At 71.5% G+C, this 16,326-nt stretch carries 14 protein-coding genes; 1 reads left to right on the top strand and 13 read right to left on the bottom strand.

Annotated elements, in window-relative coordinates:
• Positions 1-162 precede the first annotated feature (162 nt).
• From HET64_RS13480 to HET64_RS13465, 4 genes are all read right to left on the bottom strand, one after another.
• On the bottom strand, positions 163-1,692 hold the full coding sequence (locus tag HET64_RS13480; protein ID WP_215105181.1) for a glycoside hydrolase family 3 protein: 1,530 nt from the start codon (positions 1,690-1,692) through the stop codon (positions 163-165).
• 9 nt (positions 1,693-1,701) lie between these two features.
• Positions 1,702-2,565 (bottom strand): carbohydrate ABC transporter permease, encoded by an 864-nt coding sequence (locus tag HET64_RS13475; protein ID WP_073866308.1) that lies wholly within the window; start codon positions 2,563-2,565, stop codon positions 1,702-1,704.
• The gene (locus HET64_RS13470) at positions 2,562-3,569 is read right to left on the bottom strand and encodes a carbohydrate ABC transporter permease (protein ID WP_215105180.1); all 1,008 of its coding nucleotides are present in this window, start codon (positions 3,567-3,569) and stop codon (positions 2,562-2,564) included. The genes HET64_RS13475 and HET64_RS13470 overlap by 4 nt, the downstream gene beginning before the upstream one ends.
• A gap of 116 nt (positions 3,570-3,685) precedes the next feature.
• Entirely contained in the window at positions 3,686-4,984 is a 1,299-nt protein-coding gene (locus tag HET64_RS13465; RefSeq protein ID WP_215105179.1) for a sugar ABC transporter substrate-binding protein, read from the bottom strand.
• Between the two features lie 280 nt (positions 4,985-5,264).
• Between HET64_RS13465 and HET64_RS13460 the strand changes: the two genes are divergently transcribed.
• Entirely contained in the window at positions 5,265-6,029 is a 765-nt protein-coding gene (locus HET64_RS13460; RefSeq protein WP_007458216.1) for a GntR family transcriptional regulator, read from the top strand.
• Positions 6,030-6,119: 90 nt separating this feature from the next.
• Here HET64_RS13460 and HET64_RS13455 read toward each other — a convergent pair whose 3' ends face one another.
• From HET64_RS13455 to HET64_RS13415, 9 genes are all read right to left on the bottom strand, one after another.
• Complete coding sequence (locus tag HET64_RS13455; RefSeq protein WP_215105178.1) at positions 6,120-7,130, bottom strand: aldo/keto reductase; 1,011 nt, start codon at positions 7,128-7,130, stop codon at positions 6,120-6,122.
• A complete protein-coding gene (locus tag HET64_RS13450; protein ID WP_215105177.1) occupies positions 7,087-8,235 on the bottom strand; it encodes an endonuclease/exonuclease/phosphatase family protein in 1,149 nt (382 codons plus the stop codon). The genes HET64_RS13455 and HET64_RS13450 overlap by 44 nt, the downstream gene beginning before the upstream one ends.
• Positions 8,232-9,389: a glycosyltransferase family 4 protein gene (locus HET64_RS13445; RefSeq protein WP_215105176.1), complete on the bottom strand. Its 1,158-nt coding sequence runs from the start codon at positions 9,387-9,389 to the stop codon at positions 8,232-8,234. Before HET64_RS13445 ends, HET64_RS13450 begins: the two co-directional genes overlap by 4 nt.
• Positions 9,386-10,585, bottom strand: a complete 1,200-nt coding sequence (locus tag HET64_RS13440; RefSeq protein WP_215105175.1) for an endonuclease/exonuclease/phosphatase family protein — start codon at positions 10,583-10,585, stop codon at positions 9,386-9,388. Before HET64_RS13440 ends, HET64_RS13445 begins: the two co-directional genes overlap by 4 nt.
• Positions 10,582-11,613: a glycosyltransferase family 2 protein gene (locus HET64_RS13435; RefSeq protein ID WP_215105174.1), complete on the bottom strand. Its 1,032-nt coding sequence runs from the start codon at positions 11,611-11,613 to the stop codon at positions 10,582-10,584. Before HET64_RS13435 ends, HET64_RS13440 begins: the two co-directional genes overlap by 4 nt.
• Before the next feature lie 28 nt (positions 11,614-11,641).
• The gene (locus HET64_RS13430; RefSeq protein WP_215105173.1) at positions 11,642-12,817 is read right to left on the bottom strand and encodes a UbiA prenyltransferase family protein; all 1,176 of its coding nucleotides are present in this window, start codon (positions 12,815-12,817) and stop codon (positions 11,642-11,644) included.
• A 17-nt stretch (positions 12,818-12,834) separates the two neighbouring features.
• Positions 12,835-13,881: an NAD(P)-dependent oxidoreductase gene (locus tag HET64_RS13425; protein WP_215105172.1), complete on the bottom strand. Its 1,047-nt coding sequence runs from the start codon at positions 13,879-13,881 to the stop codon at positions 12,835-12,837.
• Entirely contained in the window at positions 13,869-15,317 is a 1,449-nt protein-coding gene (locus HET64_RS13420; RefSeq protein WP_215105171.1) for an aspartate aminotransferase family protein, read from the bottom strand. The genes HET64_RS13425 and HET64_RS13420 overlap by 13 nt, the downstream gene beginning before the upstream one ends.
• On the bottom strand, positions 15,314-16,326 hold a 1,013-nt coding region (locus HET64_RS13415), incomplete at its 5' end, for a lysylphosphatidylglycerol synthase domain-containing protein (protein ID WP_215105170.1). The genes HET64_RS13420 and HET64_RS13415, both read right to left, overlap by 4 nt.

Genomic DNA, 16,326 nt, shown 5'->3' with positions numbered 1-16,326 from the left:
GGGACGCCTGTCGGTGTCCCGGCCCTCGGCCGTGCGGTGTCGTACTCGGTGCGGCTCGTCCGGCGTGAGGTCTTGTCCTCAATCGCCGGACGGGCTTGGAGTGGCCGGCCCGATGCCTCGCCCTCAATCGCCGGACGGGCTTGATGTGGCCGGCCCGAGCCGTCAGGCCTTCGTGCCGGTGACTGCTTCCGCTGCTGCCAGGCCGCAGACCCGGGCCGCTCCGTGGGTCGCTATGTGCAGCGAGCCGCGCGGGTCCGACTGGGGCAGGCCCATCTCGACCACGATCGTGTCCGGGCGGGCCGCCAGCAGTGCGTCGAGCGCGGCGCCCATCCAGGCGTGCCGGTGCTCGTCGCGGACCACGGCGACGATGCGCCGCTCCCCCGCCGCCGCCAGGATCGCGTCCGCCGGGGCGGCGCTCTGGTCGGTGTAGGTGTCCGTGCCGGTGCCGGGCAGGATCCTGCCCAGCTCGGCGGCGATGCCCCACGGGGTCTCGTCGCCGACCGCGATGTTCGCCACCGCGCTGAACGAGGCGACGTACGCCGCCCCGGTCAGCCGGTCGCCGGAGCCGGTCACCCGGACCGCGCGGCGGGCGGCGACCAGACCGATGTCGGAGCTGACTCCGGTGCCGGGCGCGGTCCCCTCCTGCACTGCCGCGCCCGGCTCCGGGACATCCCCCCGGGCCCTCTGCGTCCAGGACGCCAGGGCTCGTACACGGGCGGCCGCGTCGGCGAGCCGCTCCTCGGTCAGGTCCCCGCTGCGCACGGCCGCGACGAGGGCGTCGCGCAGCCGCAGCACCGTCTCCTCGTCGGCCAGGCCGCCGCCCACACAGATGGCGTCGGCGCCCGCCGCGAGGGCGAGGACGGACCCGCGCTCGATGCCGTACGTACCGGCGATGGCGTCCATCTCCACGGCGTCGGTGACGATGAGGCCGTCGTAGCCCAGCTCCTGGCGCAGCAGACCGGTGAGGATCTGCGGGCTCAGGGTCGCCGGACGGTCCGGGTCGAGCGCGGGAAGCAGGATATGCGCGCTCATAACCGATTTGGAACCCGCGGCGATGGCCGCCCGGAAAGGCACCAGTTCACGGGCGTGCAGGGTGTCGAGGTCCACATCGATGCGGGGCAGCGCCAGGTGCGAGTCGACCGCGGTGTCGCCGTGCCCGGGGAAGTGCTTGGTGCAGGCGGCGACGCCGGCGGCCTGGAGCCCCTCGATGTACGCGGCGGTGTGCCGGGCGACCAGGCGGGTGTCGGCGCCGAAGGAGCGCACGCCGATGACCGGGTTGCCCGGGTTGGAGTTGACGTCGGCGGACGGCGCCCAGTTGAGGTTGACGCCGCACTCGGCGAGCCGGCGACCGAGCTCCTGGGCGACGGCCCGGGTGAGGTGGACGTCGTCCACCGAGCCGAGGGCCAGGTTGCCGGGGAAGGAGGAGCCGTGCGTGACCTCCAGGCGGGTCACGTCGCCGCCCTCCTCGTCGATGGCGACGAGGACGTCCTCCCGCTCGGAGCGCAGCCGCTCGGTGAGGGCGGTGAGCTGTTCGGGCGAGGTGATGTTGCGGCCGAACAGGCCGACCGAGGCGAGGCCTTCACCGACGCGGCGCAGCAGCCAGTCCGGGGCGGTGGTGCCGGTGAAACCGGGCTGGAGCACGGCGAGCGCGTCGCGCGTCACGGTGTCCGTGGTGGAAACGAGGGTGGTCATGGGCCCGCACTATCCCTTCACAGCGCCGGAAGTGAGGCCTGCGGCCATCTTCTTCTGGATGATCATGAAGAACACGACGACAGGGATGGCGATCATGGTCGACGCCGCCATGAGGGCGCCGTAGTCCGTTCCGCGCTCGGTCGTGAACGTCATCAGCCATACGTTCAGCGTGTACTTGGAGTTGTCGTTGATCAGGATGTACGCGAAGAGGTACTCGTTCCACGCGTTCACCAGGGCGAAGATCGACGCGGCGGCCAGCCCGGGGGCGAGCAGCGGGAAGATCACCCGACGGAAGGCCTGGAAGCGGGTGCACCCGTCCACCATCGCGGACTCCTCCAGCTCCACCGGGATGTTCACGACGAAGCCGCGGATCATGATGGTGGCGAAGGGCAGCGTGGAGACCAGGTAGACGACGATCAGGCCCCAGTACTCGTCGATCCCGCCCATCGCGTTGAGCTGGGCGTAGATCGGGATGAGCATCGCCGTCGGGGGCAGCATCTGGACCAGGATCATGATCAGGACCAGGGCCTTGCGGCCGAAGAACCGGAACCGGCCGATCGCCAGGGCCGCCAGGGTCGCGATGATCATGCCGCCGACCACCGCGGTGACCGCGACGATCAGGCTGGACTGGATGGCGGTGCCGAAGTTCGGCTGCTCCGTGGCCCGGACGAAGTTGTCGAACGTGATCGACGTGGGCCACAGGGTCTGGTCGTAGCTGCGGATCTCCCGGTTGGGCCGCAGGGCGCTGATGACCAGCCAGTAGACCGGGAAGACCATGACCAGGGCGATGCCGAGGCCTATGAGGTCGAAGTGCAGCCGGCTCTTCTTGCGGTCGGGCCGCAGCGCCTGTGTCGTCTGGGTCGAGCTGCTCATTCGACCTCTCCCGTCTTCATGAGCTGGCGCAGGTAGTACACGGCCACGCCGGACAGCAGCAGCACCGTGATCAGGGCGATCGCGGTGCCCTGGCTGAAGGAGGTGGACTCGAACGCCTTGGAGTAGGAGTAGAGGCCGAGGGTCTCGTACTCGGGCTCGGGCTTGTTGCCGCGCAGCAGCCAGATCTGGCCGAAGACGTTGAAGTCCCAGATCACCGAGAGAGTGGCGACCATGGTGAAGACCGGCTTGATGACCGGCCAGGTGACGAACTTGTAGATGCCGTACGCACTGGCGCCGTCGAGGGCCGCGGCCTCCTCCAGCTCCTGGGGGACCTGGGTGAGAGCGGCGTACAGGGTGACGACGACGAACGGGATGGCGCCCCAGACGACCAGCAGGGTGATGATGCCGAAGCCCTGGATCGGGTCGAGGTACCAGTTGTGTCCGAGCCAGTCCTCGCCGACGACCTTGGCGATCAGGGTGTTGATCAGGCCGTAGTCGGAGTCGGCCATGAACCGGAAGATCGAGGCGGCCACCATCAGCGGCATCGACCAGGCGGCGACGAGGCAGGCGGTGAGCACCAGCCGGACCCAGGTGGAGAGCTTGCGCATCAGCAGGGCGACCAGCAGCCCGAGTCCCATGGTCAGCGTCACGCAGATGACCATGAAGACGACGGTGCGGAAGGTGACCCACCAGAACTCGGAGTCGCCGAGGATGTTGGTGAACTGCTCGAAGCCGACCCAGGGGGCCGGTTCTCCGGACCACAGCTCACGGCGGCCCATGTCCTGGAAGGACATGACGACCGTCTTGCCGAGCGGGTAGAGGTAGACGGCGGCGATCGCCACGATCGCCGGGAGGATCAGGAAATAGGGGAGGAGTTCACCCTTCTTCCGCTTCCTCTTCTGCACCCGGGGCGCATCGTCGTGGGAGGACGACTTCCCGGTCGCCTGCGGGTCGGGTGGTACGGGGACCGGCGGCCCGGCGGCCTTGGTATCAGCGGCAGACACGTGGCTGACCTTCCATCGCGGGTCCGGGGCGGGCCCCGGAATTCACGGCGTTCACTTGCGGGGAAAGGAGCGGGGGCCCGGCGCTGGCGCCGGGCCCCTGCCTGGCGATCGGAAGGTCAGGATTCCTTGTTGATCAGCGCGTTGATCTTCTCGTCGGCCTTCTTGGTGGCGTCGGCGACAGAGGAGCCCTTGACGATCTCCAGGAGCATGTTCTGGAGGATCTCCTCCTTCTCCACGGAGGCCCAGCCCGGCGCGATCGGCGTGAACCAGGCGTCCGGCACCGCGTTGGCGATGGCGGCGGTCTCCGGCTTCGCCTTCAGCGGCTCAAGCTGCTTCTCGTTGTTGGGGAGGATGTTCTTCGACGCGAGGACCTCCATGGACTTCGCGTTGGTGAAGAGGGAGATCCACTCCTCGCCGAGGTCCTGGATCTTCGACTTGGAGATCGTGGCGAGGTCCGAGCCGCCGATGAAGGACGGGAGGGCCTTGCCCTCGGGGCCGGGCATACCGGCCGTGGCGATCTTGCCCTCGAGCTTCGGGTTGCCGTTCTCGCCCGTGGTGACGCTGCCGGCCTCCCAGGCCTGGCCGTAGATGACCGCGGCCTTCTCGTTGGCCATGACGTTGGCGTGGTCCTGCTCGTCCTTCGTCACGTCGGCCTTGTTGTACTTCTTGACCAGGTCGACGTAGTGCTGGATGCCCTTCTGGGCCTCCGGGGTGGACAGAGCGGCCTTCCACTCCTTGCTGCCCTCGTCGTACGACGCTATCTGGCCACCGTAGGCGGCGACGTAGGACATCGCGGCGTACCAGTAGCGGCCCGGGAAGTAGAGGGAGGAGGCGCGCTTGTCCTTCTTGCCCAGCTCGGCGGAGACCTTGTCCATCGCGGCGAGGAACTCGGTCTCGGTCTGCGGGAGGGCGTCGCTGCCGGTGCCGGCCTTCAGCATGTCCTTGTTGTACACGGCCAGACGGGCGCTGGCGTAGTAAGGAACGCAGTACGTCTTGCCCTCGAAGGAGCACGTGTCCTTCAGACCCTTGATCCAGGTGTCCGAGTTCTCGTACTTCTTGGGGTCGATTTCTCCGAGCGCACCATTGAGGATGTACTGCATGGTCTCGGTATTGCCGAGTTCCACGACGTCCGGGAATTTGTCGCCACCGAGGGAGGTGTCCAGCTTCTTGACCTTGTCGGCCCACTGCTGGTACTGAACCTTGACCTTGACGCCCGGGTACTTCTTGTTGAACTCGGCGTTGACGTCCTTGACCAGCTCCGGCCAGGTGGACTGGGCCTCGCCCATGAGCCAGACGGTCAGGTCTTCCTTACGGTCCTTCGGGTCCGTGGACGACTCCTTGTCACCCGAACCACACGCCGCGATCGAAACCAACATGCCCGCGACACCAATAGCCACGATGAGCTTGCGCTTCACGTCAAACCCTCCTCAGGGATGCTGCAACCCCACCCACCGCGAAGACATTCGACGAGTTCTGCTGGGGCTGGACCTGGTCTTTAATGGTTTAGACCAGTACCGGGAGCTTGGCCTAGACCTTTAGGGGTGTCAAGGGTGTATAAGAAGTGCACTCGCGTCCGTTATAGGACCGACACCTTGAGGGAGGGCGACGACCCGTGACCGGACCGTGCCACCATGTGAGCCGCGACAGACGGAGGAGCCGGTGACGGCAGCAACGCAGCAGTCGGGAAGGCGGGCCATGGGCGCCGACGGGGGCAGTACGGGGAGCGAGACCGGTGCCGGTACGCGCACAGCGCGCGTACCGAAGTACTACCGGCTCAAGCGGCATCTCCTCGACATGACGGACACCCTGCCGCCCGGCACCCCCGTGCCGCCCGAACGCACCCTGGCGGCCGAGTTCGACACCTCACGCACCACCGTGCGCCAGGCCCTCCAGGAACTGGTCGTCGAGGGCCGGCTGGAACGCATCCAGGGCAAGGGCACCTTCGTCGCCAAGCCGAAGGTCTCCCAGGCCCTCCAGCTCACCTCGTACACCGAGGACATGCGCGCCCAGGGACTGGAGCCAACGTCCCAACTGCTGGACATCGGCTATGTGACGGCGGACGACACGCTCGCCGGTCTGCTGGACATCTCGACGGGCGGCCGGGTGCTGCGCATCGAGCGGCTGCGGCTCGCCAGCGGGGAGCCGATGGCGATCGAGACCACGCACCTTTCGGCCAAACGCTTCCCGGCGCTGCGCCGTTCGCTGGTGAAGTACACCTCGCTCTACACCGCGCTCGCCGAGGTGTACGACGTGCGCCTCGCCGAGGCGGAGGAGACCATCGAGACCTCGCTCGCCACCCCGCGCGAGGCGGGGCTGCTGGGCACCGACGTGGGGCTGCCGATGCTCATGCTGTCCCGCCATTCGGTGGACGGCCAGGGCGAACCGGTGGAGTGGGTGCGCTCGGTGTACCGGGGCGACCGCTACAAGTTCGTGGCCCGCCTGAAGCGGCCGACGGACTGAGCACCACCACGAACGACGCGGTACGCACAGGGCGGTGGCCCGGGGACGAGCTCCCCGGGCCACCGCCCGTTTTCGGTCACGCGGGGTGCGTCAGCGCAGCTCGGGGTCGGTCTCGATGACGCTGTACGGGTACGGGAGGGTCAGGTCGCTCGCGGCGGTCAGCAGGGCGGCGTCGGCCGGGTCGAGGTCCAGGTCCGCCGCGCCCAGGTTGGTCTCCAGCTGCTCAAGGGTGCGGGCGCCCACGATGGGGGCGGTGACCCCGGGCCGGCCCAGCAGCCAGGCGAGGGCCAGCACCGGGACCGCGAGGCCCGTGCGTCCGGCGACCTCGTGCAGGGCGTCCAGCACCCGCCAGGTGCGCTCGTCCCCCTCGTACGCGCTCCACGACTCGCCCCAGCCGAGCCGCTCGGCGGTCTCCACGCGGGTGCCCGTGGGCGGCCGCTCCGTGCCGCGCCGGATCGCGCCGCTCAGCCAGCCGCCGCGCAGCGGGCTCCACGGGATGACGCCCAGGCCCTCGTTGCGGCTGACCTCCATCAGCTCCCACTCGGCGGAGCGGTCCAGCAGGTTGTAGAGCGGCTGGAGGGCGGTGAAGGGCTCCCAGCCGTTGGCCCGGCTCAGGTCGACCGCCTTCTGGAGCTGCCAGCCGGAGAAGTTGCTGGCCCCGATGTAGCGCACCTTCCCGGAGGTGACGAGGGCGTCCAGGGTGGCGAGGGTCTCCTCCAGCGGGGTGCCCGGGTCCCAGGCATGCACCTGGTAGAGGTCGATGTGGTCGGTGCCCAGCCGGCGCAGGCTCGACTCGACCCCGGCGATCAGGTGGTTGCGGCCCAGGCCCCGGTCGTTGGGGCCCTCCCCCGTGCCGTACCGCACCTTGGTGGCGATCACCACGTCGTCGCGGCGCTGTCTCTTCAGCCAACGGCCGAGAATCTCCTCGGAGGCTCCGGCGGAGTAGATGTCGGCGGTGTCCACGAAGGTGCCGCCCGCCTCGGTGAAGCGGTCCAGCAGGGCGTGGCTGGTGGTCTCGTCGGCCTCGCGGCCGAACGTCATGGCGCCGAGGCAGAGTTCACTGACCCGCAGGCCGGTCTTTCCCAGGTAGCGGTAACGCATGGTGGGTTCCTTCGTCGTGGTGGCGGATACGGAAGTCCGTTGTCGTCCTGGGGTCCGGTTCGGCGAGCGACACGGACACCTCCTGGACGCTGTGGTCGGACAGGCCGTGCGGATCGCGGAAGCGGTAGCGGTGGACCCGGGCGCCCGGTGTGGTGAGCACCCAGTCCAGCCGCCACCAGCGCAGGCCGGGACGGGCCTGCCAGGAGGTGGGGCAGAGGCGCCCGGACAGGGCGACCGCGTCGGAGCCCAGGCGGGCGATGCGGCGGGCGTCCCCGATCGCGGCGGTGGTGTTGAAGTCCCCGGCGATCAGGGCCGGATGGGGGCAGCCGGCGACGTCCCCCAGGAGTCCCCGGTACTCCCGTGCCCGGTCGGCGGCCCGGGAGCGGACCGCGCGGTAGAAGTCTGCGCGCAACGGGCTGATGAGTCGCAGCTGTACCGGGATGTGGACGTTGAAGGTGGCGAGAATCCGACCGTCACCCGGCATCTCCAGGTCCACCCGCAGGGTCCGGCGGGCGGCCGTCTCGACAGTCGCGGCGACCTTCAGCCGGGACAGGGTGATCAGGCCGCGGGCGATGACGGCCCGGTGGCCGGGGAAGGTCTCGCGCAGCCGCCGCTCGTCGTCGATCAGGCGGTACGTGCCGTCGAACTCGTCGTGGTGGTACTCCTGGAGGAGGTAGACGTCGGCGTCGAGCCCGCGCAGAAAGGCGTAGAAGGGCCCGGGGTCGGTGGACTGGCACCAGTGCTGGGTGTTCCAGGACACGACGCGCACCGCCCCGTCCGGCGGCGGCGGGCGGTGCTTCCCCCGTACGAGCGCGCCGGGCACGAGGCCGGACTGCCGGGCCCCGAGCAGCAGGGCCGCGCCCGCCACGACGGCGGCCGTGAGGTCCTCCGTCGCCCAGGAGAGCGGCAGGAGCAGTGCGGGCAGGGCGACGAACACCGGTGGCGGCAGCAGCGAGGGCAGCAGCCAGAACCACCAGCGGCCGTTGAGGACGAGGTGCGCGGCCAGGAACACCGCCCAGGCCCCGGCCGCCCACAGCACCCATCCGCCGCCCGGCCAGACGGCGCCCGCCCCGTCGCCCGCCACCAGGACGCCGGCCGTTCTCACGCGGGGGCTCCCTGTACGGCCCCGGCCTCCTGGAACAGCGCGTCGTAGGCGTCCAGGCAGCTGTCCGTCCCGTACCGGGCGCGGGCGTCGCGGCCTCCCTCGGCGCGGCGCTCCGGGGCGTAGGCGGCGACCTCCAGGAGGGCATCGGCCAGGGCGCGGGCGTCGCCCGGCGGGAAGAGACGGCCGAAACCGGTCTCGGACACCGGCACGCGCATGCCCGGCGCGTCGCTCGCGACGGAGGGGACACCGAGCATCATCGCCTCGGCCTGGGAGATGCCGAAGGACTCCTCGGCGACGGACGGCAGGGCGAAGGCGTCCAGCGAGGCGTAGAAGCCCGCCACCCGGTCGTCGGCGAGGAAGCCGGTGAACCGGATACGGGTGTCGTCGCCGGCCCGTGCGCGCAGGGCCCCGACGACGCTGCCGCCCGCGACCTTGGAGTAGTCGCCGGCGATCAGCAGCCGGGCCTCGGGGTCCGGGATCGTCCGGAAGGCGTCGACCAGGTGGTGCAGCCCCTTCTCCGGGGCGATCCGGCCGAGGAAGCCGAAGTGCGGACCGGCCGTCTCGCGGAAGGCGGCGGGGGCGGGCTCGCGTTCGCGGCAGGGCGGGGCGATGGCCAGCAGCCGGCGCCCGCGCATCAGGGGCCAGTGGCGCGAATGCTCCGCGTGGTCCACGTTGTTGACGACCACGGCGGCCGAGCGGCGCAGCGCCCGGGCCACCGAGGCGTCGACGGCCTTCACCTGCAGCGGGGCGAGAGCGCCCCCGGCCAGCCAGACGTCGTCGTGGTGGGTGGCGACCACCGGGGTGTCCCCGGCGAGGCGGGCGACGAGCCCCGCCTCCAGCATCGGCAGGTGGAGGTTGACGACCCGGGAGGCGCGGGCGATCCGCCCGGCGAGCGGGGCGAACCCGGGGCTGATCACCCCGCGTCCGAGCCGGGCGGCGACCGGGGCGCGGAACACCTCGACGCCGTTGACGGTCTCCCGTGCGGGGCGGTCCGGGTCGTGCCGGCAGGCGACGACGGCGACCCGGCGGCCCCGCGCGGCCAGCCCCTCGGCGACCGTGCGGGCCACTTCGGTGAGCCCGCTGGTGTACGGGAGGTAGTAGGTGAGCACGATCGTCGCGTCGAAGCGGGGCGAGCGCGCGGAGCGCCGGGTCATGACCGGTCCTTCTCGGTGGCCGGGGCGGACGCCCCGGGGGCGGGCAGGGAGAGGCGGAGATCGATCAGCCGGTGGGTGGAGAGCGCGGCGGGCGGATCCTGGACGGACTGCCGGTGCAGGTCGATCCGGGGCGAGACGAACGCCCAGTCGAGCCGCCAGAGCGCCGGGCCGCTCACCGGGAAGGTCGCCGGGTAGACGGAGTCCCCCGCGTCGGCGGCGTCCCGCAGCCCGTCGAACCAGCGCAGGTCCCCGGTGCCCGGCAGCACATTGAGGTCCCCGGCGAGGACCACCGGGTGGCCGTTGGCGTCGAGGTCCTCGCGCAGCGCCTCGAAGTGCCGCTGGCGGCGCTCGGAGAGCTGACGTACGGAGCGGTGGTAGGCGGGGGTCAGCGGGTTGCGGTCGACGTTCAGCAGATCGGGCAGGTGCGTGTTGTAGAGGGACAGGGTCCGGCCGTCGACGTCGAGGTCGGTGCGCAGGACGCGGACGTTCCAGTAGTCGGCCCAGGAGGTGTCGGGCGGGGCGAGCCCGTCGGGGCGCAGCGCCCGCGCGGAGGTGATCGGGAAGCGGGACAGGGTGAGGAACTCCCCCTCGGTGGCGATGTGGAAGCCGGGGAACTCCTTCCGGAGCCGGGCGAGGTCGTCGATCGGCGCTGGTTCGTCACCGCGGGCGTTCTGGTACTCCTGGAGGAGGTAGACGTCGGCGGAACGGGACTTGAGGTACGCGTAGAAGGCGTCGGTGTCGCTGTCCTGGTCCCAGAAGAAGGTGTTCCAGCTGACCACCCTCAGTGCGTCCGGGGGGACGGCGGGCTGCCCGCGCAGGAGCGCCCCGGGGTGCAGTCCGGTCTGCCAGGAGCCGAGCAGCAGGGAGAGCAGGACCACGCTCACCGCCGCCCGTCTGCCGTGCCGGATCAGGGCGGCCGGGATCAGCAGGGCGAGCGGGAACAGCAGATGGAGGGCGGGCGGCGCGAGGCCGAGGCCGTTCCACGCCCACCACCGGCCGCTGAGGAGGGCGCGGGCTGCGACGAACAGGGCCCACAGAACGGCGACGGCGAGCAGCAGCCGGCCGGGCCACCGGCGGGGCGGGGCGGCCGTCTCCTCGGGTGCGTCCGGTGCTGTGCCGGGTACGGCGTCGGGGACGTTCGGGTCCACGGCACCGGGGCGGTCCGCCGAGCCGCCCGCCGTCAGGGTCCCGGTCATGTGGCGGCCCGCACCGGCGCGAGGTGCTCCCCCGGCTCGTACAGCCGGCGGAAGCGGCGGGAGGTCAGCCACTGGAGGACGCCGACGCCCGCGCCCGCCGCGATGACCGCGTTGACCACGGTGTGCACGAAGGCGAAGTAGGCGGCGAACAGGGGGCCCCGGCGGCGCAGGACGAAGCGGTGGAGGGCGGTGTCCGCGAGCAGGGTGAACACCAGCAGGGCGGCGGGGGCGAGCAGCCAGGGCAGGGCGATCAGGCCGAGTGGCAGGGTCAGCAGGGCGAGCAGGGAAGCGACGCTGGCTCCGGCGCGGGGGCCGGTGGCGATGCCGCCGGGGAGGTCGCCGCGGCGGACGTACAGCGGGATGTGCAGCCGGGTGCGGTGGAAGACCTTGCGCAGCACGACCCGCCAGGTGTCGTCGTGGTCGTGCCGGCCGCGCACGGTGGTGGAGCTGTGGACCTCGTAACTCCGGCAGATCCGGGCGGCGTAGTCGCCGTCCTCGGTGTGCCGCAGCCGGGGGTTGAAGGGGCCGATCTCGGCGAAGACCCGGGCGGGCATGGCGCAGATCGCGGTGTGCAGGGTGCCGATGCGGCCCTCGGTCTCGGCGAGCCAGTAGAACTGGTGGAGGCAGCGGTACTCCTCGATCAGGCTGTCCCGGATGAGGGGTTCGGCGTCGTAGGTGCCGCAGACCGCGCCGATGCGGGGGTCGGAGTCGAGCAGGGCGACGGCGTTGGCGATGGCGTCCTGTTCCATCGCCACGTCGGAGTCGACGAACACGATGATCTCGCCGCGGGCGTGGGCCGCGCCGGTGTTGCGGGTGGTGGCGACCCCGCTGTTGACGCCGGTGCTGATCACCCGGACGCCGCAGGCCTCGGCGACGGCGACCGAGTCGTCGGTGGAGCAGTCGTCGATCAGCAGCACCTCCAGTGGTTCGTAGGTCTGGGCGAGGGCGGCGCGCAGGCAGAGCTCCAGGGCGCGGCCGTAGTTGTAGTTGGGGATGACGACGGAGACGAGCGGTTGCTTCCGGTTCACGGGGCGGCGCCTTCGGGCGGTCGGTGGGTCATGCGGACGCGTGCGGGAGGAGGAGGGCGAGGGCGACGAGCACCGCCCACAGCGCCGCGTTGACGAGCGTGGCGCGGTCCCGGAAGAGGACGTGGACGGGGTTGCCGCCGCCCTCCTCGACGAGGAGGAGCTGGAGGTAGCGGGCGAGGCCGAAGACGGCGCAGGGGGCCGAGAGCAGGGTGACGAGGGAGGCCCCGGCGGCGAGGGCCGCGTCGTCGCGCAGGTAGAGCACGTAACTGACGGCCGTCAGCACGGCGACCAGGACGACGAGGTGGTCGAGGAAGGCGAGCGTGTAACCGCGCAGGGCGGGGCGGTGGGCGCGGCCCGCCGCCGTCATCTCGTGCCGCCGTTTGCCGAGCGCCAGCATCAGGCAGAGCGAGAAGACGCAGAGCGCCAGCCACTCGGACATCCGGGCGCCGACGAGCAGCGACCCCTGGACGAGCCGCAGGACGAAGCCGGTCGCCACGATGAACGCGTCCACCAGCGGTACGTGTTTGAGGCCCTGGGAGTAGGCGAGGCTCAGCGCCAGGTAGAGGGCGGTGGGCCACCACTGCCAGGCGGGCCCGGCCACCGCCCAGCCGGTCAGTGACAGGGCGAGGACGCCGGTCAGCGCTCCGGCGGCGGTGGTGGACACCTGGCCGGAGGCGATCGGGCGGTGGCGTTTGACCGGGTGCAGCCGGTCCCGCTCCCGGTCGGCGAGGTCGTTGACGACATAGACGAGCGCGGAGGCGAGGGTGAAGCCGAGGACGGCCCAGCCGGTGCGCAGGAAGGCGGCGGTCCCCCAGGGGTGGGTGTCGAGCAGGGCCAGTGGGACGACGGCCAGGTTCTTCACCCACTGGCCGGGGCGCAGGAGTGCGAGGAGGTCGCGGGGCCGGTTGCGGCGGTGACGGCCCCGTACGTCGGTCGCGGTCACGCTCGTGGTCACGGTGGTGGCGGTCGTGATCGCGGTCGGGGTCACGGTGGTCGTGATCGCGGTCGGGGTCACGGTCGGGGCCACGGTGGTCGTGATCGCGGTCGGGGTCACGGTCGGGGTCACGGTCGGGGTCACGGTCAGAAGAGGCTGAAGCGGCTCCACGGCGGTGGGTTCGGGCAGGGCGGTGGGGTCGGCGGGTTCGGGTTCGGGCGGGACTGCCACCACGCGCACGGGCGCGGGTGAGGACCGGGTGATGTCCACGGCAGGGCTCCAGGGGATCAGAAGAAGACCTTGGCCAGGCCGAGCGCCCCTTGGCGCCACGGTTCCCGGCTGGTCCGGCCGGCTCCGGGAGCGGGTGCGCTGGCCCCCCGCTGGGTGCGCCACCACGCGTACGTGCCGAGGATGGCGTCCTGGTTGGAGAGCGCGGGGCGGAAGCCGAGCCGTTCGGTGGCCCGGCCGATGTCCACGTAGCTGTCGTCGAGGAGCTTGAAGAGCAGCCGCCCGTAGACCGGGGAGAGCTTGGTGCGCTCCAGCAGGCGCAGGACCGCGAGTGCCGGTGCTGCCGGCAGCGGGACCACGCGTTTGCCGTGTCCGGCCGCGTCCAGCACGGCCTGGAAGTCCTCGCGCAGGGTGCCGAATTCGGCGGCGCCCAGGTTGTAGACGTCGTTGGCGATCTCGGGCGGTGCGTCGAGGGCGAGCACCACGGAGTCGACGAGGTCGGCCATGCCGAACATCTGGATGCGGACGTCGCCCCGGCCGAGGACCGGGAAGTTGCGGCGCTCCTCGGCCCACTCGAAGAGCATCGAGAAGAGGCCCATGCGGCCGGGCCCGAGGAAGGTCTTGGGGCGCAGCACCGGCAGGCACATACCGCGCGCCCGGAACTCCTCGCAGACCTCCTCGGCCTCGGCCTTCGCCCTGCTGTACGGGTCGACGGGCTCGCGGGGGTGCTCCTCCGGGGTGGGGACCCGCTTGGGCAGTCCGTAGACGGCGGTGGAGGAGATGTGGACGACCCGGTCGATCCGGGCCCGGTACGCGGCGGTCAGGACGGTGCGGGTGCCGTCGACGGTGATGGAGCGGATCTGGTCGACGGGGTAGCTGGGCAGCGCCGCGGCGCAGTGCACCAGCGCGTGGGCCCCGTCGAAGGCGCGGGCGAGCGCCGTCGCGTCGCGGATGTCGGCGACGATGTGGCGGGCCCCGGCGGGCGGGTGGGGGTCGTCGCGCAGGTCGACGCCGACGACGTCGTGGCCGTCGGCGGCGAGCCGGGTCACCAGGTGGGAGCCGAGCATGCCGGCGGCTCCGGTCACGGCGATGGTCAGGCCGCCCATCGTGACACCGCCTTGTCCTTGAGGAAGGCGGTGAGGAGCCGGTTCATGCCCTTGGCCAGGGTCCTGTCGAAGGCGTCGAGGAAGATCTCCACCTCGTCGGGTCCGGCGACCAGGGAGGGCGCGGCCACCAGGGGGCTGCGGCCGTTGAGCGTGTAGTACATGTACACGTCGTGGTCGTGGTACATCGCGTTGACGACCGCACAGGTGATGACCTTGGTGCGCAGCAGCGGGTCGCGGGCCAGCCCGCCGGGGGCGATCTTCGCGGCGAGGTCCAGGAGGCGGGGGCCGCCGTCGAGGAAGATCCCGTACAGCGCTCCGGCGCCGCGGACGTCCGTGATGATGTCGGGGTACTGCTTGCGCAGCCGTTCCAGGCCCGGCCGCAGGACGCGCTCGATGGCGCGGGCGCGGGCCGGATAGTCGTCCTCGACCGCGATGTTGACGGCCTCCAGCGCGGTGGCGGTCTCCTCGCCGAAGCCGTAGTAGGTGGTGCTGGTGGACTGGAGCATGGCGTCGCCGAGGCTGTCGTAGGCCTTGCGGAAGACGGGTTCGCGGGCGACGAACGCGGAGACGGAGGACTTGCCGCCGCCGAAGGACTTCGAGGTGGTCACCACGTCCGGGACGAGCCCGGGGTAGCGCATGAAGTGGAAGAGGCTGCCGGTCTTGCCCCAGCCGGTGTAGATCTCGTCGAAGATCAGCACGATCTTCTCCTCGGTGCACAACTCCCGCAGGCCGCGCAGGAACTCCTCGGAGCACTCCGTCATCGTGGAGGCGGAGAAGGGCTCGATGAGGATCGCGTAGACGTCGCAGCGGCCCTTGGTGTCCCGGGCTCCGGCGACCGCTTCCCGTACGGAGTCGAGGTCGCCGTAGCGGAAGGCGGAGACGCCGGGTATGCCGGGGAAGGCGAAGGCGTTCTGGGCGCTGCCGGTGAGGCTGCCGGAGCCCAGCAGCTTGCCGTGGAAGCTGATGTCGGCGTGCAGGATCTGCTGCCGGCGGCCGCCGTGGTACTTGTACGCGAGTTTCACCGCGCCCTCGACGGCCTCGGCCCCCGAGTTGGGGAAGAACGAGAGGTTCAGGTCGCCGGGGAGGAGCTGGGCGAGGTTGTGGCCGAGGGCGGCGACGTAGGGCGAGAAGTAGGTCTTGTGGACCTCCATCCGGCGCTGTTCCTGGAAACGGCGGCGGGCGGCGAGGATCCGCGGGTGGTTGTGGCCGTGGTTGAGGACGCCGACGCCGCCGGTGAAGTCGAGGATCCGGCGCCCGTCGCGGGTGTGGATCCACGACCCCTCGGCGTGGTCGACGAGTTCCCGGCCGAAGCCGAAGGAGGTCATCAGGGAGACCTGGCTCTTGTTGACGTGGGACCGGTACAGCTCGTGCACCTGGCTCGTCGACAGTTGTTCGCAGTCGTCCACGGTGAGCAGGGGGGGTGCGGCGGAGGTCATGCGGCTCCTTCCTGGAGCGCGGGTCGGGGGGTGGGCAGGGGTCCGGCGGCGCGGGCCCACGCGAGTGCGGCGCCGGTGGCGGCCACCTCGCTGAGCACGCAGACCAGCCGGCTGGCGATGACGGCCGCGGTGGCGGCGGACAGCGGCATGACCGCGCCGAGTGGCGCGAGGAGGACGAGTTCGCGGGCGCCCCAGCCGTCGGGCAGGACGAAGGCGAGGCTTCCGGCGACGGTGGCCAGGGCGAAGCCGCCGACGCAGACCGGCAGGGAGAGCAGCGGCGGCGCCCCGAGAAGCACGGCGATCGCCCACAGGTGGAGTCCGGAGACGGCCCAGGAGGCGCAGGCCCAGCCGATGGAGAGCCGCAGGGCCCGGGGTGAGCCCTCGGCGGCTCCGTCCGGGCGGCGGGCCAGCCGCATCGTCCACGCGACGAGGCGGCCCACCCAGCCGGGCCGGGCCACTGCGGCGGCGGCGAGCAGGACGAGCGGGGCGAAGACCCAGGCGCCCGTGCCGAACACGGCCGGTGCGACGAGGAGTCCGGCGGCGGCCCCGGTGGTCATCCCGATGACGAGGCCGAGGCCGAAGGCGGCGATCATCCGCTCGGGGGCGATACCGACGGCCTTGCCGAGCTGGATGTGGGCGAGGACGCCCCAGATGCGGCCGGGGACGAATTTGCTGATGACGCCGATGAAGAAGATCCGGGCGGTGTCGCTGGTGCGGGCCGTCGAGCCGCCGTCCACGACGAGGACCCGCCAGGACAGCATCGACAGGACGAGCCCGGCCGCGTTGGCGATGAGGGCGGCGATGAGCAGGAGCACTCCCCCGGGCCGTCCGGCCGCCTCGGCCATCTCCGTACCGGCTCCGCGCAGCGAACCGCCGACGGCGAAGGCGGTCGCCGCGATGAGCACGAGGGCGGCGGCCGTGCGCAGCACCCGGGACCGCCGGGAGGGACGGGCGGCGGCTTCGGGCGCAGCGGGCCCGGCCCCGGGCGTCCCGGCCCCCGTTCCTGACC

Source organism: Streptomyces sp. McG3 (genome assembly GCF_018619185.1).
GTDB lineage: Bacteria > Actinomycetota > Actinomycetes > Streptomycetales > Streptomycetaceae > Streptomyces.
Note: the sequence above shows the minus strand (reverse complement) of the source record. Positions and strands in the feature narration are given on the sequence as shown.